The sequence below is a fragment of the Variovorax sp. J2P1-31 genome (assembly GCF_030317215.1).
GTDB lineage: Bacteria > Pseudomonadota > Gammaproteobacteria > Burkholderiales > Burkholderiaceae_C > Variovorax.
The window spans coordinates 1,660,893-1,683,179 of the sequence record NZ_JASZYA010000001.1 but is presented as its reverse complement, the minus strand read 5'-3'; the positions used below and the strand labels follow the sequence as shown (position 1 = coordinate 1,683,179).

At 68.5% G+C, this 22,287-nt stretch carries 19 protein-coding genes; 14 read left to right on the top strand and 5 right to left on the bottom strand.

Annotated elements, in window-relative coordinates; translation table 11 throughout:
* Positions 1-26: 26 nt before the first annotated feature.
* Positions 27-986, bottom strand: a complete 960-nt coding sequence (locus QTI20_RS07730) for a LysR family transcriptional regulator (protein ID WP_286548692.1) — start codon at positions 984-986, stop codon at positions 27-29.
* A 101-nt stretch (positions 987-1,087) separates the two neighbouring features.
* Between QTI20_RS07730 and QTI20_RS07725 the strand changes: the two genes are divergently transcribed.
* Positions 1,088-2,092, top strand: coding sequence for an aldo/keto reductase (locus tag QTI20_RS07725; protein WP_286548693.1), 1,005 nt, complete (start codon positions 1,088-1,090; stop codon positions 2,090-2,092).
* Positions 2,093-2,114: 22 nt separating this feature from the next.
* Here QTI20_RS07725 and QTI20_RS07720 read toward each other — a convergent pair whose 3' ends face one another.
* Positions 2,115-2,957, bottom strand: a complete 843-nt coding sequence (locus QTI20_RS07720; protein WP_286548695.1) for a dienelactone hydrolase family protein — start codon at positions 2,955-2,957, stop codon at positions 2,115-2,117.
* Between the two features lie 341 nt (positions 2,958-3,298).
* Here QTI20_RS07720 and QTI20_RS07715 point away from each other — a divergent pair, with 341 nt between their 5' ends.
* Positions 3,299-3,967 carry a glutathione S-transferase family protein gene (locus QTI20_RS07715; RefSeq protein ID WP_286574172.1) on the top strand — a complete coding sequence of 223 codons (669 nt, stop codon included), beginning with the start codon at positions 3,299-3,301 and terminating at the stop codon, positions 3,965-3,967.
* 146 nt (positions 3,968-4,113) lie between these two features.
* Here QTI20_RS07715 and QTI20_RS07710 read toward each other — a convergent pair whose 3' ends face one another.
* From QTI20_RS07710 to QTI20_RS07700, 3 genes are all read right to left on the bottom strand, one after another.
* Positions 4,114-4,461, bottom strand: coding sequence for a hypothetical protein (locus QTI20_RS07710; RefSeq protein ID WP_286548698.1), 348 nt, complete (start codon positions 4,459-4,461; stop codon positions 4,114-4,116).
* Complete coding sequence (locus QTI20_RS07705; RefSeq protein WP_286548699.1) at positions 4,458-4,814, bottom strand: GIY-YIG nuclease family protein; 357 nt, start codon at positions 4,812-4,814, stop codon at positions 4,458-4,460. The genes QTI20_RS07710 and QTI20_RS07705 overlap by 4 nt, the downstream gene beginning before the upstream one ends.
* A 204-nt stretch (positions 4,815-5,018) precedes the next feature.
* On the bottom strand, positions 5,019-5,903 hold the full coding sequence (locus tag QTI20_RS07700; RefSeq protein WP_286548701.1) for an aldo/keto reductase family oxidoreductase: 885 nt from the start codon (positions 5,901-5,903) through the stop codon (positions 5,019-5,021).
* A gap of 103 nt (positions 5,904-6,006) precedes the next feature.
* On the opposite strand from QTI20_RS07700, the gene QTI20_RS07695 reads away from it, so the two are divergent.
* The 12 genes from QTI20_RS07695 (at position 6,007) to QTI20_RS07640 (ending at position 22,225) form a co-directional block, all read left to right on the top strand.
* On the top strand, positions 6,007-6,906 hold the full coding sequence (locus QTI20_RS07695; protein ID WP_286548703.1) for a LysR family transcriptional regulator: 900 nt from the start codon (positions 6,007-6,009) through the stop codon (positions 6,904-6,906).
* Between the two features lie 140 nt (positions 6,907-7,046).
* The gene (locus QTI20_RS07690) at positions 7,047-7,802 is read left to right on the top strand and encodes a TetR/AcrR family transcriptional regulator (protein WP_286548705.1); all 756 of its coding nucleotides are present in this window, start codon (positions 7,047-7,049) and stop codon (positions 7,800-7,802) included.
* A gap of 14 nt (positions 7,803-7,816) precedes the next feature.
* The gene (locus tag QTI20_RS07685; protein WP_503011383.1) at positions 7,817-9,331 is read left to right on the top strand and encodes an efflux transporter outer membrane subunit; all 1,515 of its coding nucleotides are present in this window, start codon (positions 7,817-7,819) and stop codon (positions 9,329-9,331) included.
* On the top strand, positions 9,328-10,503 hold the full coding sequence (locus QTI20_RS07680; RefSeq protein WP_286548708.1) for an efflux RND transporter periplasmic adaptor subunit: 1,176 nt from the start codon (positions 9,328-9,330) through the stop codon (positions 10,501-10,503). The genes QTI20_RS07685 and QTI20_RS07680 overlap by 4 nt, the downstream gene beginning before the upstream one ends.
* 15 nt (positions 10,504-10,518) lie before the next feature.
* Positions 10,519-13,629 carry an efflux RND transporter permease subunit gene (locus QTI20_RS07675; protein WP_286548710.1) on the top strand — a complete coding sequence of 1,037 codons (3,111 nt, stop codon included), beginning with the start codon at positions 10,519-10,521 and terminating at the stop codon, positions 13,627-13,629.
* Positions 13,630-13,638: 9 nt separating this feature from the next.
* Positions 13,639-14,325: a response regulator gene (locus tag QTI20_RS07670; RefSeq protein WP_183025976.1), complete on the top strand. Its 687-nt coding sequence runs from the start codon at positions 13,639-13,641 to the stop codon at positions 14,323-14,325.
* Positions 14,306-15,811 carry a sensor histidine kinase gene (locus tag QTI20_RS07665; RefSeq protein ID WP_286548713.1) on the top strand — a complete coding sequence of 502 codons (1,506 nt, stop codon included), beginning with the start codon at positions 14,306-14,308 and terminating at the stop codon, positions 15,809-15,811. Before QTI20_RS07670 ends, QTI20_RS07665 begins: the two co-directional genes overlap by 20 nt.
* Positions 15,812-16,015: 204 nt before the next feature.
* Positions 16,016-16,438, top strand: a complete 423-nt coding sequence (locus QTI20_RS07660; RefSeq protein ID WP_286548714.1) for a tripartite tricarboxylate transporter TctB family protein — start codon at positions 16,016-16,018, stop codon at positions 16,436-16,438.
* The gene (locus tag QTI20_RS07655; RefSeq protein WP_286548715.1) at positions 16,438-17,970 is read left to right on the top strand and encodes a tripartite tricarboxylate transporter permease; all 1,533 of its coding nucleotides are present in this window, start codon (positions 16,438-16,440) and stop codon (positions 17,968-17,970) included. Before QTI20_RS07660 ends, QTI20_RS07655 begins: the two co-directional genes overlap by 1 nt.
* Before the next feature lie 179 nt (positions 17,971-18,149).
* Positions 18,150-20,324 carry a TonB-dependent receptor gene (locus tag QTI20_RS07650; RefSeq protein WP_286548716.1) on the top strand — a complete coding sequence of 725 codons (2,175 nt, stop codon included), beginning with the start codon at positions 18,150-18,152 and terminating at the stop codon, positions 20,322-20,324.
* A gap of 695 nt (positions 20,325-21,019) precedes the next feature.
* Complete coding sequence (locus QTI20_RS07645; RefSeq protein ID WP_286548717.1) at positions 21,020-21,745, top strand: hypothetical protein; 726 nt, start codon at positions 21,020-21,022, stop codon at positions 21,743-21,745.
* 75 nt (positions 21,746-21,820) lie between these two features.
* Complete coding sequence (locus QTI20_RS07640; protein WP_286548719.1) at positions 21,821-22,225, top strand: hypothetical protein; 405 nt, start codon at positions 21,821-21,823, stop codon at positions 22,223-22,225.
* Positions 22,226-22,287 lie beyond the last annotated feature (62 nt).

The following is a 22,287-nucleotide window of genomic DNA, read 5'->3' as shown; positions in this document are numbered from 1 at the left end:
GCCGGCCCTTGCCCGACGCCCTCGCCTCAGCGCCGGTTTCCCCGGACCTTGGCCGGCGGCGCCGCATCCGCCGCGGGGGCCTTGCCCCGGCCGAGGTCCACGCTCGCCAGCAAGGTCTCGCGAAAAATGCCGACCAGCGGCCGCAGGTTGACCTTGTGCCAGGCGGCCCACAGCGGCGTGCGGTGGTCGAACCATGGCACTTCGCGCAGCACGACACCGGCCGGCGCGTGGTGCCGCAGGCTGCTCTGGACCATCGCCAGGCCCAGTCCGGACGCCACCAGGCCCAGGGCGGTCAGCGGTTCGCTGGCTTCCATCCGCACGTCCGGCATGAAGCCGGCGCGCGTGCAGGCGGCCACGAAGTTGTCGTGCCGCAGCGCATCCTCCTCTTGCATCACCGCGATCCATTCCTGGCCGGCCAGGTCGGCCGGCGCCAGCACGGCACGCGCGGCCAGCGGATGCGCTTCGGGCAACGCGAGCAGCATCGGGTCGCTCAGCACCTGGGCGCAGTCCAGGTCGGGGTCGTCGCGCGCCGGCGGGTCGCACAGCAGCGCGATGTCCAGGCTGCGCTGGCGCAGGCCTTCCAGTTGCCCGGGCGAGCGCAGGCTGTACAGCGCCACATGCACCTTCGGGCGGCCGGCGCGCAGCGTGCGCAAGGCCGCAGGCAGCAGGCCGGAGTGCATGGCGTTCTCGATGTAGCCGATGCACAGGCCGCCCTCGTCGCCCTTGCCCAGCCGCTTCGCCATCGCCTGCAGGCGGTGGCCATGGGTGAGGAAGGCGCGCGCCTCGGCCAGGAAGGTGCGCCCGTCGCGCGTCAGGCGGATGCGCTGCTGGCTGCGCTCGAACAGGGTGAGTTCGAGCTTCTCCTCCAGCTGGGCGATCTGGCGGCTCAGCGGCGACTGCGAGATGTGCAGCTTTTCGGCCGCGCGCCCGACGTGTTCTTCCTCGGCGACGGCCACGAAGTAGGCCAGTTGGCGAATGTCCAGCATCTAAGACCTTCAGTGACTCAAGTTGGTCGAATTATGTCTTGGACAGCATCAAGCACTCAGCCCACACTCCCATTCCTGATTCACTTTTCCCGCCAGACACCATGCGCATCCGCGACCAACTCACCGGCCGACTCGGCTTCGGCACCGCCCCGCTGGGCAACATGTTCCGCAACATTCCCGAGGCCGAGGCGCTCGCCACCGTCGACGCCGCCTGGGACAGCGGCATCCGCTACTTCGACGCGGCACCGCTCTACGGCGCCGGCCTGGCGGAGATCCGCCTGGGCGAGGCGCTGGCCAAACACCGGCGCGACGACTACGTGCTCAGCACCAAGGTCGGCCGCCTGATCCTCGACGAGGTGGTCGACCCGTCCGCCCGCGAGCTGGGCGAGAAAGGCGGGCTGTTCGAGTTCGGCCGGCCGAACAGGATGGTCGACGACTACTCGGCCGACGCCACGCTGCGCTCGATCGAGGACAGCCTGAAGCGCCTGAAGACCGACCGCATCGACATCGTCTGGGTCCACGACATCGCCCAGGACTTCCATGGCGACGACTGGCTGCGGCAGTTCGAGATCGCGCGCACCGGCGCCTTCCGCGTGCTGACCCGGCTGCGCGAGGAAGGCGTGATCCGGGCCTGGGGCCTGGGCGTCAACCGGGTCGAGCCCTGCGAACTCACGCTGGACCTCGCGGAGTCGAAGCCCGACGGCTTCCTGCTGGCCGGCCGCTACACCCTGCTCGACCACGAACGCGCGCTGCAGCGCCTGATGCCGGCCGCCGCGCGGCAGAACGTCGACATCGTCGTGGGTGGCCCCTACAGCTCCGGCATCCTGGCCGGCGGCACGCACTTCGAGTACCAGAAGGCGCCGCCGGAGATCCTGGCCAAGGTGGCGCGCATCCAGGCGATCGCCCAGCGCCATGGCGTGCCGATCAAGGCCGCGGCGCTGCAGTTCTCGCTGGCGAACCCGGCCGTCGCGGCCGTCATCCCGGGCGCCAGCCGCCCGGAACGCATCGCGGAGGACCAGGCGGCGCTGAAGGCGGTGATTCCCGCGGCCTTCTGGGACGAGATGCGCAAGGCGCAGCTGGTGGCGAGCGACGCGCCCTTGCCCTGAGCCCGCGCCCCCGGCGCCGCGGTCAGGCCAGCGCCGTGCCGAAGGTCGCCAGCAGCCGCGCCCAGGCGCGTTCGGACTGGGCCGCGTCGTAGACCTGGGTGTCGGGCGGGCACCAGCCGTGCGCCGCGGGGTACACCTCCACCTCGGCGGGCAGCTTCGCGCTCTCGAAGGCGGCGCGCAGCGTGAGCTTCGCTTCGGGGTCCTTCTTGTCGTCGTTCTCGGCCACCGCGATCAGGTAGCGCGCCTTCGTCTGGCCCACCAGGCGATGGGGGCTGTCGGGCGCCGCGGTCACCATGGCGGCGCCGTGGAAGGTGCCCACCGCGCCCACGCGCTCGGGCGCCACGGTGGCCGTGCGCACCGCGATCGGGCCGCCCATGCAATAGCCGGTGGTGCCCAGCTTGCGCGCCTTGTCCACTTCCTTCTGGGCATCGAGCCAGGCCACGAAGGCCTTGCCGTCGCTCAGGTGCATGGCCGGCGTCAGGGCCTGCATCAGCGGCATCACTTCGGCGATCGGCGTCTGGCCGCCCTGCGCCGCGGTGGGCGCCTTCTTCTGCCGGTAGAACGGGTTCACCACCAGCACGCTGTAGCCCGATTCGGCCAGCCGCCGGCCCATCTGCCTGAAGGCCGGGCGAAGCCCGAACACGTCGGGCCACACCAGCACGCCGGGTGCCGGGCCCGAGGTGGGGGCGACGAAGTACGCGTCGCAGACGCCATCGGCCGTGGTGATGCTCACCTCGCGCTCGGCCACCGCCACCGCGTTGGCCACGCCGGGCAACGCGGTCAGCAGGCCGGCGGACGCGGCCAAGGTACCGAAGTCGCGGCGGGTGTACTTCTTGAGCTCTTCCCGGTCGTCCAGATCACACATGGTTGGTTTTCCTCATCAAGTTCAGGTCAGGTCAGGTCAGGTCACACGTCAGCTTGTGCCATGAATCGGGACGCGCAGCAAGCAGACGCTGCCTTCCCCGACGCCCGGCGTCTCGGAGGCATTCCGAGGGCTCGACGACCGCGTGATGCCATTCCGCGCGAGGCCCCCCGGCGACACCACGGCACAACGGGTGTTCGCAGCGCTGAGGCGCATCACGGCGCAAGCCCCCGCGGCGCCCGTCTCCCTTCGACGGCACTCGGCCGATGGCCGGTGCTCGGATACGATCCTGCCGACACGCTTTCCTTGCCTCACGGCGCGACGACGCGATGACCTCCGACCCCATGCGATTGTTCACCGGCCCGCTCAGCATGTTCGGCGCCAAGGCCGAGATCGCGGCGCTCGAGAAAGGGCTGGCCTTCGAGCGCGTGATGGTGCCCTTCGACCGTGACGACCGCTACGCGCCACGCCACCCCGAGGTGCTGCGCATCAATCCCAAGCAGCAGGTGCCGGTGCTGATCCACGGGGCCGTCGAGATCTTCGACTCGACGCAGATCTTCGAGTACTTCGAGGACCTCCAGCCGCACCCTGCCCTCTGGCCCAGCGACGCGGCGGCGCGTGCACAGGCACGCAAGCTCGAGCACCTGGCCGACGAGGTCTTCTTTCCAAATGTGGTCCAGCTGTTCGGCCTGCAGGAAGCGATGCAGAGCGCCCCCGCCATCGCAGCCTGTGCGGCTTGCGCGCGGCACTACGAGGCGATGGAGGGGCTGCTCGCCGAGCAGGAGCACCTCGCGGGCGGCTACTCCTACGCCGACATCGCCCTGTACATGGCCCACGTGTTCGCGGACCGCAAAGGCGCCGGCATGACCGATGCCACGCCGCGCCTCGTCGCCTGGCGCGAACGCGTCGGCCAGCGCATGGCGGTGCGCCAGGTGGTCGGGCCGATGATGCGGTTCCTGGCTTCGCAGGGCCGGCCGGTGCCGCGTTTCCTTCGGTCGCACCTCTCCGCGTGAACTGGTGGCCTCAGCAAAGCGCGTCGAACGACGAATGAGCAGGCAGCCGACGGCCCCAAGCTGACATCCCTTGCCTGTGTCGCGGGGCCCCTATGCCGCATGACCCAGGTCGGCTCTCTTCACCGCAGCGGCGCTTCGACAAGGCGTCAGGGCGCACAGGCGTTTGCAGCCGTGTACCGCGCCTCGTGCAGCCGCCGCCTGCCTTGCGGGCGAAGCGTGACCCGGCGCTTGCCGTCGCCGTCTGACACGCGCGCCACCAGCCCGGTCTTTTCCAGCGGCAGCAGCCGCAGCAGCAGGTGCGAGGCCGGCGTGCGCAAGGTGCGCGCGAGCGCCATTGCAGGCGCAGCGCCGTCGGCGGCATCCAGCACCGTCAGCAGCACGAAATCGGCCCACGACAGGCCGTGATGGGTGCCGAGTTCATTGTCGAGCACAGCCACCAGGGCCGCGTGCGCCAGGTGCCGCTCCACGCAGGCTTGCAGGGCCTCCTCGCTCATGGCCTCAGCCCCTCCAGTTCGCGGTAGACCTGCGCGAGCGCTTTCAGCTCGCCCGCGTAGTCGAAGTCTGCATCCTTGCGTTCCTTCACGAGCTCCAGCACTTCGAAGCGGAGTCCGTCCGCGCCGCTGCGGTTCCACTCGGCTTGCAACACCCGGTCTGCGTGCTTGCCCATGCGCAGTTCAAAGCGAGCGCGATTGAGAGACGCGTGCACGTTGCGGCTCGCGCCGAGCAGCAGGTGACCGCTCGCGCTGTCGCGGATGGCGTAGATGCCCATGGGCGGGAAGGCGTCACGCGCCTGGCGCGCGGCGGCCCGCCGCGCCGAGCGCAGGGCCTGGTTGGCGGAAGAGTCCATTTTTTTCCTTGTCACGGTGGTAGCGGCCATGCACCGCCTGATCCATGCCCTGAATTTTACCCGGGTTAAATTACCTGGTCAATAACACCCGGGTAAATTCCATCATCGGGACGGGCCAGTGAACGGCTGAATGAGCAGTGCGGGAGGGCTGCTCCCGGCCGAGAACCGAAGTCGAATCCACGAGGGCGGGCCGCCCACCGCGACTCAGCGGTCGACCGCCTTCGACGCGGCCACGCCATCCAGCGCAACCATCGCATCGGGCGGCAGGTCGAGTGCGCCGGCCGCCAGGTTCTCGCGCAAATGTCCCACCGACGAGGTGCCGGGAATCAACAGGATGTTCGGCGAGCGGCGCAGCAGCCAGGCCAGCGCCACCTGCATGGGCGTCGCACCGAGACGCTCTGCGATGCCGGAGAGCGCGGAAGACTGCAGCGGGCTGAAGCCACCCAGCGGGAAGAAGGGCACATAGGGGATGCCATCGCGCGCCAACTGGTCGATGAGCGCGTCGTCCTGGCGATGCACCAGGTTGTAGTGGTTCTGCACACAGGCGATGCGGCAGATGGCGCGCCCTTGCGCGACCTGCGCGGGGGTCACGTTGCTCAGGCCGATGTGGCGCACGAGGCCCTGGCGTTGCAGTTCGGCCAGCGCCGTGAGCGGCGCCTCGATCGATCCTTCGGCCGGGCCGTGGGTGTCGAACATGATGCGCAGGTTCACGACTTCCAGCACGTCCAGGCCCAGGTTGCGCCGGTTGTCGTCAACGGCCTGTGCCAGCGCCTGCGCGGAGAACGCGGGCAACCAGCCGCCCTTGTCGTCGCGTCGCGCGCCGATCTTGGTCACGATGGCCAGGTCTTGGCGATACGGCGCCAGCGCCTCGCGGATCAGCTGGTTGGTGACGTGCGGGCCGTAGAAGTCGCTGGTGTCGATGTGGTCGACGCCGCTTTCCACCGCTGCGCGCAGCACGGCCAGCGCCGCGGCCCGGTCCCTGGGCGGGCCGAAGACGCCCGGGCCGGCGAGTTGCATGGCGCCATAGCCGAGGCGCTTGACGGTGTGATCGCCGAGGGCGAACGAGGCAGGAGTTTGTGGGCTGGACATGGTGTTCTTTGCTGCGGGTTTGAAGGGACAAGGCCAGTCTAGGCAGCGCATCGCTGCTTGATAAGCCTGCACAATCGGCACAGGCTGTGCGGAATTCCAGACAATGAACGTCGACCTTGGTGATCTGAACGCCTTCGTGGCGGTGGCGGGAGCCAAGGGCTTCCGCGATGGCGCGCGCCTGAGCGGCGTGAGCGCTTCGAGCCTCAGCGAGGCGGTGCGCCGGTTGGAAACGCGTCTCGGCGTACGGCTGCTGCACCGCACGACGCGCAGCGTGGTGCCCACGGAGGCCGGACAGCGGCTGCTGGAGCGGCTGCGGCCTGCGCTCACTGAGGTCGAGGCCGCGCTCGATGTGGTGAACGGCTTTCGCGACCGGCCGGCCGGCACGCTCAGGCTGAACGTGCCGATCAGCGCGGCGCGGCTGGTGCTGCCCTCCATCGTGCCGCGCTTCCTGGCCGCCTACCCCGACATCGCGCTCGAAGTGATTGCCGAGGACGGCTTCGTCGACGTCCTGGCCGCGGGCTGCGACGCCGGCATCCGCTACGACGAGCGGTTGGAGCAGGACATGATCGCCGTGCCCATCGGCCCGCGCACCCAGCGCTTTGCGGCCGCGGCCTCGCCCGCCTACCTGGCGCGCCGGGGTCGCCCCGAACACCCGCGCGACCTGCTCGGCCACGAATGCCTGCGCGGGCGCTTCGCCAGCGGATCGATGCCGCCATGGGAGTTCGAACGCGACGGCGAGTCGCTGCGCGTGGACGTGGCGGGACAGCTGATCGTGCGGCTCGGCGCCACGACCGACCTGGCGGTGGACGCGGCGGTGGCCGGTGCCGGCGTGATCTACCTGTTCGAAGACTGGTTGCGCCCTTACCTGGACAGCGGCGCGCTCGAGCCGATCCTCGAACCGTGGTGGCCGCGCTTCTCGGGCCCGTTCCTGTACTACCCGGGCCGGCGCCTGCTGCCGGCGCCGCTGCGCGCCTTTGTCGACTTCATCCAGCCCTCGCCCTGAGTGCCGGCGCCATGCCTGCCGCTGGCCGGGCGGCATGGCGCCTGAGCCCGAATGGCCGGCCAGCCGTCGACGAATGTTTCAGCCGTCGAAACAAAATAAGTCAATCAATCGATTGATCTCCATGCTGTAATGGGCGCCGCATGACCACGCCCACAGCCCCACCGCCGCCCTCCCGCGGCCCCCGCAGCGACGGCGTCGAGGCGCGCTCGCGCATCCTCTACACCGCGCTGCGCCTGTTCGCCGAGGGCGGCTTCGCCAAGACCTCGACCCGCGAGATCGCCAAGGCCGCGGGCGTGAACATCGCCGCCATCAGCTACTACTTCGGCGACAAGGCCGGCCTCTATGCGGCCACCTTCAACGAGCCCATGGGCGGCAGCGCCAACGACCTGGTGAAGCTGTTCGAGGACCCGGCGCTGCCGACCCGCGAGGCCCTGCGCCTGTGCATGAACGCCTATGTCGAGCCCCTCAAGCGCGGCGAGATCGTGCGCCAGTGCATGCGCCTGCACATGCGCGAGATGGTCGAGCCGACCAGCCAGTGGGCCGAGGAGATCGAGCGCGACGTGCGCGGCCCGCACGAGGCGCTGGTGGGCATCCTGTGCCGTCACCTCGGCGTCAAGAAGGCCGACGACGATGTGCACCGGCTGGCGCTGGCCGTGAGCGGCCTGGCGATGCAGCTGTTCGTGATGCAGGACCTGGTCGACACGCTGCGCCCCTCGCTGCTCAAGTCGGCCCAGAGCATCGACACCTGGGCCGAGCGCCTGCACCTCTACGCGATGGCCATGCTCGAGGCCGAGGCGGCCCGCCGGGCCGCGACCGCGGCACCCGTTTCCACCACCCCCACCACGCCAGCCTCGAAGCCAGCCACGCCCAAGACTTCCAGGAAGAAAAGCCCATGAACCTGCGCCTGCCGATGACCTCCCCGACCTTCGGCCCGGCCTCCCGCCGCCTGGCCCTGCTGTGCCTGCCGCTGGCCCTGGCCGCCTGCGGCCTCACGCGCCCGCCCGCGGTCGCCGATGCGCCGGTCCCCCCGCAATGGAACGCGCCGCTGCCGAAGGCGACGGCCGCGGCCGCCCTGCCCCACGCCGGCTCGCTGCCCGGCCTGAGCGACTGGTGGCGCCAGCTCGACGACCCGGTGCTGCTCGCGCTGATCGAATCGGCGCAGGCCGTGAGCCCGACCGTGGCCAGTGCCTCGGCCCGCATCGTCGAGGCGCGCGCCACGCGCGTGCAGTCGGGCGCGGCGCTGCTGCCCACCCTCGACGGCACGCTGTCGGCCCAGCGCAGCAACTCGCCAATGAGCGGCACGGGCGGCGGCGCGAGCGAGTCCAGCACCTCGCTGCCGGGCGTGACCACGCTGCAGGCCGGCCTGCAGTCGAGCTGGGAGATCGACCTGTTCGGCGGCCGCCGCGCCAGCCGCGACGCCGCCCAATCGCGACTGCAGGGCGCCAGCGCCAAGTGGCACGACGCCCGCGTGTCGGTGGCGGCCGAGACGGCCAACCAGTACTTCGCCGAGCGCGCCTGCCAGCGGCAGCTGGCGGTGGCCGAGTCCGACGCGCGCTCGCGCGGCGAGACCGCGAGGCTCACCGACCTGTCGGCCAAGGCCGGCTTCACCGCACCGGCCGATGCGGCCTTGGCGCGCGCCAGCGCCGCCGACGCCGCGGGCCGGCTCACCCAGCAGGGCGCCCAGTGCGCGGTGCTGCGCAAGGGCCTGGTCGCGCTGAGCGGGCTCGACGCGCGCGCGCTCGACCAGCAACTGGCCACCGTGCCGGCCGACCGCGCGCTGCCCCTGGTGCACGCGGTCGCCAGCGTGCCGGCGCAGATGCTGGCGCAGCGGCCCGACGTGTTCGCGGCCGAGCTCGCGGTGGCCGCGGCCAGTGCCGACGTGGGCGCGGCCGAAGCCGACCGCTATCCGCGGCTCACGCTGCAGGGTTCGGTCGCGGCGCTGCAGCTGCGCAGCGGCGGCGCCAGCCAGGACCTGCAGACCTGGACCATCGGCCCGCTGGCGCTCACGCTGCCGATCTTCGATGGCGGCACGCGCGCGGCCAACGCCGCCTCGGCCAAGGCCCGCTACGACGAAGCCGTGTCGCTGTACCGCGGGAACGTGCGCACCGCGGTGCGCGAGGTCGAGGAGGCGCTGGTCAACCTGCAGGCCACCGACGAGCGCACCGGCAACGCCGACATCGCGGTGCAGAACTACCAGGCCTCGTTCAACGCGACGCAGGCCCGTTACGAGAGCGGGCTCGCCAGCCTGTTCGAACTCGAAGACGCGCGCCGCACGCTGTTCGCGGCGCAGACCGCCCGCGTGGCGCTGCAGCGCGAACGGGCCGAAGCCTGGGTCGCGCTCTACCGCTCGACCGGCGGCGGCTGGACGCGGCCCGATGCCGCGCTCGCGCAGAACACCTCCTCCCTTTCCTCGACGACGCCATGAAAAGACTCAACCGCTCCACCCTCATCGCCGTGCTGCTGGCCGTCGTGGTCGTCGCCGTGCTCGGCTTCTGGCTGTTGCGCAAGCCGGCCGACAAGACCCCGGCAACGCAGCCCGCCGCCGCCAAGGAGGGCGCCGCGCGCCCGGCGCTGACCGTCTCGGTCGCACGCGCCGAGCCCAGCGAACTGAACGTCACGCTCACGGCCAACGGCAACGTGGCGGCCTGGCAGGAGGCCAGCATCGGCTCCGAATCCAACGGCCTGCGGCTGGCCGAGGTGCGGGTGAACGTCGGCGACGTGGTGAAGAAGGGTCAGGTGCTGGCCGTGTTCTCGCCCGAGACCATCAACGCCGACGTGGCCCAGGCCCGCGCCTCGCTGGCCGAGGCCAAGGCGACCGCAGCCGATGCCGCCGGCAACGCGGCCCGCGCCCGCACGCTGGCCCAGACCGGCGCGCTGAGCCAGCAGCAGATCAACCAGTACCAGACCACCGAGCAGACCGCCAAGGCGCGCGTCGAGGCGGCCGAGGCGGTGCTGGCCGCGCAGCAGGTGCGCGGCCGCAACACGCAGGTGCTGGCGCCCGACGACGGCGTGATCTCGGCCCGCACCGCCACCGTGGGCAGCGTGGTCGCCGCCGGCACCGAGCTGTTCAAGCTGATCCGCAAGGGCCGGCTCGAATGGCGTGCCGAAGTCACCTCGGCCGAACTGGGCCGCGTGGCGGTCGGCACGCCGGCCACCGTGGTCAGCGCGAGCGGCGCCGAGGTCAAGGGCACGGTGCGCAGCATCGCCCCGACCGTCGACCCGCAGACGCGCAATGCGCTGGTCTATGTCGACATCCCCAACGTGCTGCAGAACACTGGAATCAAGGCGGGGATGTTCGCGAATGGCGAGTTCCAGCTCGGTCGCAGCAATGCACTCACCGTGCCGCAGGCCGCCATCGTGCCGCGCGACGGCTTCAACCACCTGCTGGTGCTGCAGCCCGACCAGCGTGTGTCGCAGCTGAAGATCCAGACCGGCCGCCGCGTCGGCGACCGCGTGGAGGTGCTGACCAAACTGCCAGCCGATGCGCGCGTGGTGGTGCAAGGCGCGGGCTTCCTCAACGACGGCGACCTGGTGCGCGTGGTCGACACGCCCGCGGCCGGCGCCCCTGCATCGGCCGCCTCGGCCGCGGCCAAGTAAGGAGCTTCGCTCACCATGAACGTTTCCGCCTGGTCCATACGCAACCCGATTCCCGCGGTGATGCTGTTCGTGCTGCTCACCTTCGGCGGGCTGCTGTCCTTCAACGCGATGAAGGTGCAGAACTTCCCGGACATCGACCTGCCGACCGTCACCGTCACGGCGGCGCTGCCCGGCGCCGCGCCTTCTCAGCTCGAGACCGACGTCGCGCGCAAGCTCGAGAACGCGATCGCCACCATCCAGGGCCTCAAGCACATCACGACCAAGGTGCAGGACGGCGCGGCCACGCTGATCGTCGAGTTCCGGCTCGAGAAGCCGGTGCAGGAGGCGGTCGACGACGTGCGCTCCGCGGTGCAGCGCGTGCGCGCCGACCTGCCGGCCGACGTGCGCGACCCGGTCGTCACCAAGCTCGACTTCGCGGCGCAGCCGGTGCTGGCCTACACCATCTCCTCGACCAAGATGGACGCCGAAGGCCTGAGCTGGTTCGTCGACAACGACGTGACCAAGAAGCTACTGAGCCTGCCCGGCGTGGGCGCGGTCAACCGCGTGGGCGGCGTGACGCGCCAGGTGCACGTCGACCTCGACCCGGCCAAATTGCAGGCGCTGGGCGCCAGCGCGGCCGACATCTCGCGCCAGCTGCGGCTGGTGCAGACCGAGAGCGCGGGCGGCCGCTTCGACCTCTCGGGCAGCGAGCAGCCGGTGCGCACGCTGGCCACGGTGCAGTCGGCCGACGAACTGCGCGACATCCAGATCCCGCTGTCCGACGGCCGCCGCATCCGGCTCGACCAGGTGGCGCGCATCAGCGACACCATCGCCGAACCGCGCGCCACCGCGCTGCTCGACGGCAAGACCGTGGTCGGCTTCGAGGTCGCGCGCAGCCGCGGCGAGAGCGAAGTGGCCGTGGGCAAGCTGATCCAGGGCGCACTCGCCGAGATGCGCACCCAGCACCCCGACATCCAGCTCAACGAGGCCTTCAACTTCGTCAAGCCGGTGCAGGAGGAATACGACGGCTCGCTGCACCTGCTCTACGAAGGCGCGATCCTGGCCGTGATCGTGGTCTGGCTGTTCCTGCGCGACTGGCGCGCCACCTTCGTCTCGGCCATCGCGCTGCCGATGTCGGTGATCCCGGCCTTCATCGGCATGCACCTGCTGGGCTTCTCGATCAACATCATCTCGCTGCTCGCGCTGTCGCTGGTGGTCGGCATCCTGGTCGACGATGCGATCGTGGAGGTCGAGAACATCGTGCGCCACCTGCGCATGGGCAAGACGCCCTACGAGGCGGCGATGGAGGCGGCCGACGAGATCGGGCTGGCGGTGATCGCCACCACCTTCACGCTGATCGCGGTGTTCCTGCCGACGGCCTTCATGAGCGGCGTGGCCGGCAAGTTCTTCAAGCAGTTCGGCTGGACCGCCTCGCTCGCGGTCTTCGCCTCGCTGGTGGTGGCACGGGTGCTCACGCCCATGATGGCGGCCTACATCCTGAAGCCCATCGTCACGCAGGAGAAGGAAGCCGGCTGGCTCAAGCTCTACATGCGCGCGGCCGAGTGGTGCATGACGCACCGCTTCGCCACCATGGTGATGGCCACGCTGTTCTTCTTCGGCTCGATCGCGATGATCCCGCTGCTCAAGACCGGCTTCATCCCGCCGGACGACGGCTCGCAGACCCAGGTCTACCTCTCGCTCGCGCCCGGCGCCACGCTGTCGCAGACCACGGCCACGGCCGAGGAGGCGCGGCTGCGCGTGATGAAGATCGCGCATGTGAAGAGCGTCTACACCACGGTGGCGGGCGGCAGCGCGGGCGGCGATCCCTTCGCCGGCCTGGGCACGCCCGAGACGCGCAAGGCCACGCTGACCATCCAGCTCGACCCGCGCGGCGAACGCCCGCGCAAGCAGCTGATCGAGGACCAGATGCGCGCCGCGCTCGAGTCACTGCCCGGCGTGCGCAGCACCGTGGGCCTGGGCGGCTCGGGCGAGAAGTACATCCTGGCGCTGTCGGGCGAAGACCCGGTCGCGCTCACGGCCGCGGCCCGCGCGGTCGAACGCGACCTGCGCACCGTGCCCGGCCTGGGCAACATCACCTCCACCGCCAGCCTGGTGCGGCCCGAGATCGCGGTGCGCCCGGACTTCGCGCGCGCCGCCGACCTGGGCGTGACCAGCACCGCCATCGCCGAGACCCTGCGCGTGGCCACGCTGGGCGACTACGACCAGTCGCTGCCCAAGCTCAACCTCGCGCAGCGCCAGGTGCCGATCGTGGTCAAGCTCGAGGACAGCGCGCGCCAGGACCAGGCGCTGCTCGAACGGCTGACCGTGCCCGGCACGCGCGGCCCGGTGATGCTGGGCCAGGTCGCGAAGATCACGGTCGAGGGCGGCCCGGCCGTGATCGACCGCTACGACCGCTCGCGCAACGTCAACTTCGAGATCGAGCTGTCGAAGGTGGGCCTGGGCGATGCCAAGACCATGGTCGCCGCCCTGCCCTCGATGCGCAGCCTGCCGCCGGGCGTGCGCGTGGCCGAGATCGGCGACGCCGAGGTCATGACCGAGCTGTTCGGCAGCTTCGGCCTGGCGATGCTGACCGGCGTGCTGTGCATCTACATCGTGCTGGTCCTGCTGTTCAAGGACTTCCTGCATCCGGTGACCATCCTGTGCGCGCTGCCGCTGGCACTGGGCGGCGCCTTCGTCGGGCTGCTGATCGGCCAGAAGGCCTTGTCGATGCCTTCGCTGATCGGGCTGATCATGCTGATGGGCGTGGCGACCAAGAACTCGATCCTGCTGGTCGAGTACGCGATCGTGGCGCGCCGCGACCAGGGCATGAGCCGCTGGGACGCGCTGCGCGACGCCTGCCACAAGCGCGCGCGCCCGATCATCATGACCACCATCGCGATGGGCGCGGGCATGATGCCGATCGCCTTCGGCTGGGGCGCGGCCGACGCGAGCTTCCGCTCGCCGATGGCGATGGCCGTGATCGGCGGGCTGATCACCTCCACCGTGCTGAGCCTGCTGGTGGTGCCGGCCGTGTTCACCTACATCGACGACATCGAGCACTGGATCCGGCGCACCGTACGCCGGCTGCGCGGCCAGCCCGCCGATCCGCACATCGACGAGGACCTGAAGCCCGCCCTGCCGCGCTAGGATCGGCGCATGCGTCTGCTCCTGGTCGAAGACGAAGCCGAAATGGCTTCCTGGCTCCTGCGTGCCTTCAAGCAAAGCGGGTACGTGACCGACCATGCGCCCGATGCGGCCATGGCCGCCTCGCTGCTCGCTTCGGGCGACCACGACGTGATCGTGCTCGACCTGCAGCTGCCGGACCGGCACGGCCTGTCGGTGCTGGCCGACCTGCGCGCCGCGGGCAACCGCACGCCGGTGCTGATCCTCACGGCCCAGGGCTCGGTCAAGGACCGGGTCAAGGGCCTGAACACCGGCGCGGACGATTTCCTGAGCAAGCCCTTCGCGATCGAGGAACTCGAGGCCCGTCTCGAAGCCCTGGCGCGCCGCGCGCGCGGCAGCCCGCATGCCGCGCTGCGCTGCGGCTCGCTCTCGCGCGCCCACGGCAGCCGCGCCTTCATGCTGGGCGACACGCTGCTGCAGCTCACGCCGCGCGAGAGCGCCGCGCTGGCGGTGCTGCTCACGCGCGCCGGCTCGCCGGTCGAGAAGTCGCAGCTCTCGGCCAAGGTCTTCCCGGCCGACAGCGATGCCGGCCCCGACGCCATCGAACTGGTGCTGCACCGGCTGCGGCGCAAGCTGGCCGGCGGCGACGTGCGCATCGTCACCGTGCGCGGCCTGGGCTACATGCTGGAGAGCACCGGGCATGACGCCGCCGGCGACTGAAGCCCGCAGCCGCTTCGGCATCCGCGCGCGCCTGCTCGCGCTGCTGCTGCCCTGCATCCTGGGCCTGCTCGCGCTCGACAGCTGGAACGACTACCGCGCGCTGCGCGACCTGGTCCAGGGCGCCTACGACAGCGTGATGCTCGACGCGGCCGATGCCTTGCGCCGCAGCGTCTCGCCCGGGCCCGACGGCGCGCTGCAGCTCGACGCCAGCGCCGCCCAGGTGCAGCGCATGTTCGATGCGGCCAGCCGCAAGACCGGGCACCTGCGCGTCGAGATCCGGCCGCAGGGCGCGGACGCGGCCGCGGGCCGGCTGCTGCTGGGCGATGCCGATCTGCCGCCGCCGCCCCGCAGCGGCGACAGCGCCTCGCCGGTCTGGTTCGACGGCCATTACCAAGGCCGTGCCGTGCGCATGGTGGCGCTGCGCAGCACGGTGCTCGACGGCCGCGGCCAGGCCTACGAGCTGCGGGTGCAGACGGCCGAGGGCACCGAGCCGCGCGATCGGGCCGAAGCGGCCTCGCTGCGCCAGCAGCTGTTCCGCGATGCGCGCATGGTGCTGATCGTGGTGCTGCTGGTCTGGCTGGGCGTGACCTGGTCGCTGCGCCCGCTCGAGCGGCTGCGGCGCTCGGTGGTCCGGCGCAAGGGCCTGGTGCCGGAGCCGCTCGATGCGAGCGGGGTGCCGCACGAGGTGGCGCCGCTGGTCGAGGCGGTGAACCACAACGTCGCCAGCTACCGCGGCCTGCTCGACCAGCAGTCGCAGTTCCTGGCCGACGCCTCGCACCAGCTGCGCACGCCGCTGGCCATCATGCTGACCCAGGCCGGCGTGGCGCTGCGCGAGAAAGACAGCACGCAGCTGCACGCCACGCTGCGCGCCATGGTCACGCAGATCGCGCGCAGCCGGCGCCTGTGCGAACAGCTGCTCTCGCTGGCCCATGCGAGCGACGCCGCGTCGCCGCAGGCGGCCGAAGTCGCGGACCTCAACGCCATCACCAAGGACGTGGTGCTGCAGTACCTGACGCTGGCGCACGAGAAGGAGCAGGACCTGGGCTGGGTCGACGCGCGCGAGGACGCCCCGGCCGGCGCCGCGCCGAGCCCCGCCGTGCCCGTGCAGGCCGACGCGGCCGAGCTGCACGAGGCGCTGGCCAACCTCGTGCACAACGCGATCGTCTACACGCCCGTGGGCGGCCGCATCACGGTCAAGGCCGGCAGGGTCGACGGCATGGCCTGCGCCGAGGTCAGCGACGACGGCCCGGGCATCGCAGCCGCGCGGCGCGCGGAGGTCTTCGAGCGCTTCCGCCAGGCCGGCGACCGCGCCGGCGGCGCCGGCCTGGGCCTGGCCATCGCGCGCGCCTATGCGCAGCGCAACGGCGGCGACATCGTGCTGGCCGAGGCCGATGGCGGCACCGGCCTGCGCGCCATCCTGCAGCTGCCACCGGCCACGCGACAGGCCGACCGACGGGGCTACGGCATCAGCGTGTCACCGCAGTGAATGCCCTTAGCGGCAGGTCAGTGATAACACGTATTTTGGGGCGCGGCAGGCAAAACGAAAGCCGATTGGAAGCATCGTTTTCTACGATTCGCCGCCTGTCCACCATTGCTCACAGAGAGCCCCGATGGCCAGGCGTGAACCACAAGGAGACCTTTGCATGCCACGCCACCGACCCCTCATCCCTTCGCCCGCGGGAGGGACGCCATGAACAACCGCAACTTCGTGAGAGGGGTGGTCATCATGGCCATCGCGCTGCTCTTCGGCGGCGTCGCGTTCTCGTACAGCCTGGGCAACCTGGCCCGCTCCGGCCCCGGCCTGTTCCCGCTCATGGTGAGCGGCTTCCTGTTCGTGATCGGTCTGATCACCGCGGCCCGCTCCTTCTTCGTCGAGCGCCTGCCGGTGGACTACGGCGTGAAGAACATCGTGCTGATCCTGCTGAGCCTGATCGGCTTCGCGGTGATCTCCGAGTACATCAACATGATCCTCGGGATCATCTTCCTGGTGTTCTGCTCGACCTTCGCGGGCACCTCGTACTCGGTGGTGCGCAACATCAAGATCTCGATCGGCCTGGTCCTCGTCGCGTTCGCCTTCAAGAATTTTCTCGGCCTGAACCTGCCGCTCTACTGATGGAAGTCCTCAACAACCTCGCGTTCGGATTCAGCCATGCGCTGACCATCCAGAACCTGCTCTACTGCGCGCTCGGCTGTACCGTCGGCACGCTGGTCGGCCTGCTGCCCGGCCTCGGTCCGCTCTCGACCATCAGCCTGCTGCTGCCGCTGACCTACTCCATCCCCACCGGCGGCGCCCTCATCATGCTGGCCGGCATCTACTACGGTGCGCAGTACGGCGACAGCGTGAGTGCGATCACCATGAAGATCCCGCACGCCAGCAGCATCGTGGCCTGCATCGACGGCTACCAGATGACGCTCAAGGGAAAGACCGGGTTGGCGCTGTTCACCGCGGGCATCTCCAGCTTCATCGGCGGCACCGTGGCGATCGTAGTGCTGTCGACGATGGCGCCGGCGCTCGGCGAGGTCGGCTTCCTGTTCGGCCCGGCCGACTACTGCGCGCTGATGCTGCTGGGCTTCTTCTGCGTGAGCTTCGTCAGCAGCGGCAGCCTGCTCAACGGCCTGGCGATGGCCATGATCGGCGTGCTGTTGGGCATGGTCGGCACCGACGTCAACAGCGGCGTGGCGCGCTACACCATGAACCTGGCCTTCCTGCAGGACGGCATCGGGCTCATCAGCATCGCGCTGGGCTGCTTCGGCATCGCCGAGGTGGTGAAGAACCTCGACAACAAGAACGTGCTCACGCCCTTCAACGGCAAGATCAAGCTCATGCCGACCTGGCCCGAGTTCAAGCGCATCATCCCGAGCGCGCTGCGCGGCAGCGTGATCGGCTCGGTGCTGGGCATCCTGCCCGGCGGCGGCCCGACCATCGCCCAGTTCGCGGCCTATGCGGCCGACAAGAAGTTCAGCAAGTACAAGCACGAGATCGGCACCGGCTGCATCGAAGGCGTGGCCGGCCAGGCCGCCGCCGACGAGGCTGCCGCCCGCACCAGCTTCATTCCGCTGATGGCCATCGGCATCCCCGAGAACGCCGTGATGGCCCTGATGATGGCGGCCTTCATCGTCAAGGGCATCCAGCCGGGTCCCAACATGATCGCCACGCACCCGGACCTGTTCTGGGGCCTGGTGGCCAGCATGTGGGTCGGCAACTGCTTCCTGGTGGTGCTCAACGTGCCACTGGTGCGCTACTGGCTGTCGGTGTTCAAGATCCCGTACACCGTGCTGTTCCCCGCGATCCTGTTCTTCTGCTGCATCGGTACCTACAGCATCAACAACAGCCTCGACGACATCTACACGACGGCCGTGTTCGGCCTGATCGGCTACCTCTTCCTGCGGCTGGACATGGAGGCGGCCCCGCTGATGCTGGGCTTCATCCTGGGCCCGATGCTGGAAGAGAACTTCCGCCGCGCGATGCTGCTGAGCCGCGGCAGCTTCAGCGCCTTCGTGACCCGCCCGATCAGCGCCACGCTGCTCAGCGTGATCGGCATCGTGATCGTGTGGCAGGTGGTCGCCTTCCTCCGGCGCGCCATGAACAAGAAGCAGGCGGTCCCCGCCGTCGTGCCGGTGGACGCGATTCCCCTGGGCAAGTGAGACGCGGCGGCGAGGGGGTCGAGACCGCCCTCTTCGCCGCCCGCTTCGGATGGGGCAGCGGCCTGCATGTCGCAATGACGATGCAACGACGGCGCGCCCCAAGGTTTCCATCGAATCTAAATGGGAATCGTTTTTATCTGTAGACTCGCCCCTCCTAAAAACACGAGGAGGGCTTTTCGTTGCGCTACAGATCTTTCATCACTCCCCCCTTCGGCCAGGTCGCGGCCGGCTTCGCCGCCATGGCGTCCGTCTGGGCGGCCCATGCCCAACAGGGCCCTGACGCCCTGCACCCCGCGGGTGCGCGCGCCCTCGACACGGTCACGGTCACGGCCGACGCGCTGGACCCGGACGACGCCCGCCCGCGCGGCGGCGTCTCGACCGCCACCAAGACCGCCCTGCCCCTGAAGGACATTCCGCAGACGGTCGACGTGATCGAGGTGAGCAAGTTCAAGACCTACGGCATCAACGACCTGAGCGTGATGCTCGACGGCACGCCGGGCATCGACACCACCTACGACACGCGCGGCGACGGCATCACCATCCGCGGCTTCGACGCCAGCTCGGGCGACATCTACCGCGACGGCGTGCGCGCCGGCGGGCAGATCCGGCGCAGCACGGCCAACGTCGAGCGCATCGAGATCCTGAAAGGCCCGGCCTCGGTGCTGTACGGCCGCGGCAGCGGCGGCGGCATCGTCAACCTGGTGAGCAAGCAGGCCAGCTTCGACGCGGTCAGCAGCATCGGGCTGCGGGCCGGCTCGTGGAACAACCGGGGCGCCACCATCGACCTCAACCGCGAGATCAACCCCAACACCGTGGTGCGCCTGACGCTGGACCGCGAACAGGCCGACAGCTTCCGCAGCGGCATCCAGAACGAGAACACGATGGTGTCGCCCAGCATCCTGTACGACAACCATCGCGGCCTGCGCTGGCTCGGCCAGTACACGCAGGACACGGTGTGGCGCCGCCCCGACCGCGCGCCCGCCTACGACAGCCTGCCGGCCGACGTGTCGATCCGCACCGCCTATGCGCATCCGGACGACTTCATCGAGGACAGGATGAAGATGTGGCGCTCGGTGCTGAGCTACGACTTCACGAGCGACTGGTCGCTCAAGTGGACCAGCGTGCTGCACGAGGCCAGCCAGGACTTCGACCATCTCTACGGCGGCAGCTACTGCCGCCCAAACGGCACCCTGCTGAGCAACGGCCGCCGCTGCACCACGCCCGGCCGCATGACCTTCACCCGCGCCTGGCAGCAGACGGACAACCGCACCTTCACCAACGCGCTGGACCTGACGGGCAAGTTCAAGACCGGCGCCATCACGCACGACCTGCTGCTGGGCTTCGAGCTGGCCACCGAGAAGCGCAACCCCAGCCTGTCGACCTCGATCACCGACCCGGCCATGACGTACACCGCGTCGGTCGATCCATACAACCCCGTCTGGGGGGTGCCCAAGCTGCCGCACGGTCCGGCCCGCACCGTGAACCAACACCGCGCCGAATCGCGCGCGCTGTACGTGCAGGACCTGATCGGCCTGAGCGAGCAATGGAAGCTGCTGGTCGGCGCCCGCCAGGAAAGCTTCGACTTCGCGAGCCGCAACGTGCTCATCGACAAGGAGCGCAGCTACGACGGCAGCCACCTGAGCCCGCGCGTCGGCGTGGTGTGGCAACCCCTGCCCGCGCACAGCTTCTACGCCTCGTATTCCAAGAACTTCTCGCCCTACGGCGGGCGCGGCATGATCAGCGTGGCGGTGGAGGACAACGCGGTCTACGACGAGGAACCGCAGGTCTCGCGCCAGTTCGAGATCGGCACCAAGAGCGACTGGCTCGGCGGCCGGCTCTCGACCCAGGTGTCGCTCTACAGCCTGGAGTTGCTCAACATCCGCTACCGGCCCGACCCCGACAAGGATCCCTTCCGCTGGGCGGTGCGCGGCGCCGAGCGCTCGCGCGGCCTCGAAGCCAGCATGACCGGCCGACTCGCGAAGAGCTGGTACGTGCGCGGCGGCGTGGGGCTGCAGCAGGCCAAGGTCACGCAGGACCTCACGACGCCGGCCAACGTCGGCAAGTTCAAGCCCAACGTCGCGCGCAAGAACGGCAGCGTCTTCGTGCGCTACGCACCCGAGAGCCCCTGGTACGGCGAACTCGGCGTGACCTACCGCGGCCCGATCTACAACGCCATCGACAACCTCAGCGAACGCTCCGGCTACACCCGCTGGGACGCCTCGGTCGGCTGGCGCGCCATGCCCTGGACCGTGACCCTGGCCGTCACCAACCTGAGCGACAAGCGCTACTGGCGCGCCACTTCGATGCCGGGCGCGCCGCGGGCGGTGTTGTTGAGCGGGAGCTACGTGTTCTGAGTTCGGAGGTCGCGTCGATCTCGGCGCGACCTTTTCTTGAGGGGTCGCAGCGAGCGACGTCGCTGGGACCCGTTGGCGCGTAGCCTTAGGTGACCTTGTTCGAAGGCGGCCAGGGAGACGATCGCCGTTGCTCCGACAAGCAACACACGCTTTGTGCAACGACCGATGAGCATCGGCGCGCTGCAAGCTTCGGAGCGCGCCGGAGCGCCCGCGCATGCCTATCCCTGCGTCTGCGGCGATCGGTTAAGGGCGAGTTCTTGCGCTGCCGGCGGCGAGGCGCCCGAAGCCACGCCTTGCCGATCGGGGCAGCCTACTCCCATCGCCGCGCCGCTCGCGCCCATCCATCGGTCGAGGCATCAAATCAAACGCCATTCATTGTCAGCAGAGACGACGTCCCATGCAAAACGTCGCTGACAACAATCTTCACATTTAAGTCAGTCCTGGGTCAGTGCATTGCGTCGAGCATTCGCAGACAACGAGAACAAGTGACAGGGATGTGATATGGCGAATTGCAAACGCAGGCACTTCCCTGCAGCGGCCGCGCGCAATGGCCTCGGGCGCCGTACCGTTTTGGTTTCACATTTCGTCGACCATGCGTCGGTTGCATGGCGGGCACGCCTGCGAGGAAGAAAACGCAGCCCGACATTTGCCCCCAACAGAAAAGCGCTGCGCCTCCATGCGAGATTCAATACCGAATGCAACGGAAACTCGAATCCAAAGCGAGGCACTTCTTGAAGCCTTGCAGCTATTGCTCTCGCCAAATCGGCGATCAAATAATCACTTTGCCCAAAGCAGTTCTTCTTTGCATCGTTGGATTGTTTGTGCTCCTTGCGAGCCTTTCTTCTCCAACCATTTGGGCTCAATCCGGGCAAGAGAATTCGCACCAGGAAAATGAAAATAAACCTCAAAGCATCCGGTTTCAGCCTCCCTACCCATTTTTGCAAGACGAGCTCTTAAGCAAGCTTCGTCGCGTTTTGATGCTGCCTGAAGGACATATCACGAGAGATAAAGCCGAAGCAGCCTTTGGAATAAAAATCCCAGAAGATGAAAGAGCAATTAGTGGGCCGCGGCAGCCAGGCATCCATTACCTCGCCATGGAGGGCGTCGACTGGTATTTTCCCGTCAGCGTCATCGACGGATCGTTGACGAAAAGCAGCTCCACATTTTCACTTGAAATTGTAGGGATGGGGCTTCGCTATCCGAACGTTTGTATTTCCGAAAAAATGACATCTGAGGCGTTGTCGCAAGGAGGATGGGTTTTCAAGGAAGCACCACCCACACCACAATGGGGAATCGGGCCTTTCAAAATTTACACCAAAGGGGCGCTAGGCAAAGCCATTCTGCTTTTTGCCACAAACGGCCCGGCGACCTGCTTGAATAGTATTTCAATTATGACCGACAACCAACGCCCATCCAAATAGATCATTCCCGTTATACAGCCTGAAGGGCGCATCACGAGGGAGCAAGCCGAAGCGGCGTTTGGGATAAAAACTCCCATGAACAAGAGATCATTCGCTGGACCAGGGACACCAGGTATTCAGTATCCTGCCAGAAATGAAGTGGATTGGTGTTTTTCGGTTGAAGTTGGTGGCAGGACGGACGAGCAAGATGCATCGATATTCACTCTCGGATTCGAAGAGTCCGGCCTTCAATTCTCCAACTCTTGCTTTCCGAAGAAGAGTTTGGCGATTTTGGCGCAATCAGGGTGGATCCTGAAGGAAGATCCTTTTTATCCCGCAAGGAATGGCGGGGTCGTTCAAGAGATATATCAAGGGGCACTCAGGCGACGCCATTCTATTTTTTGCAACCACCACTGCAACGTGCCTGGAGAGTATTGCGATCTTCAGCAGAAAAAAAGAGAGCCCTCATGGATCGAGCGCCATCTCAAACTGAATACATGATCAAACAGTAAAAATTTTCCCAAATATTGAGCATTTCCGGAGATCGATGATGATAAGTGTAT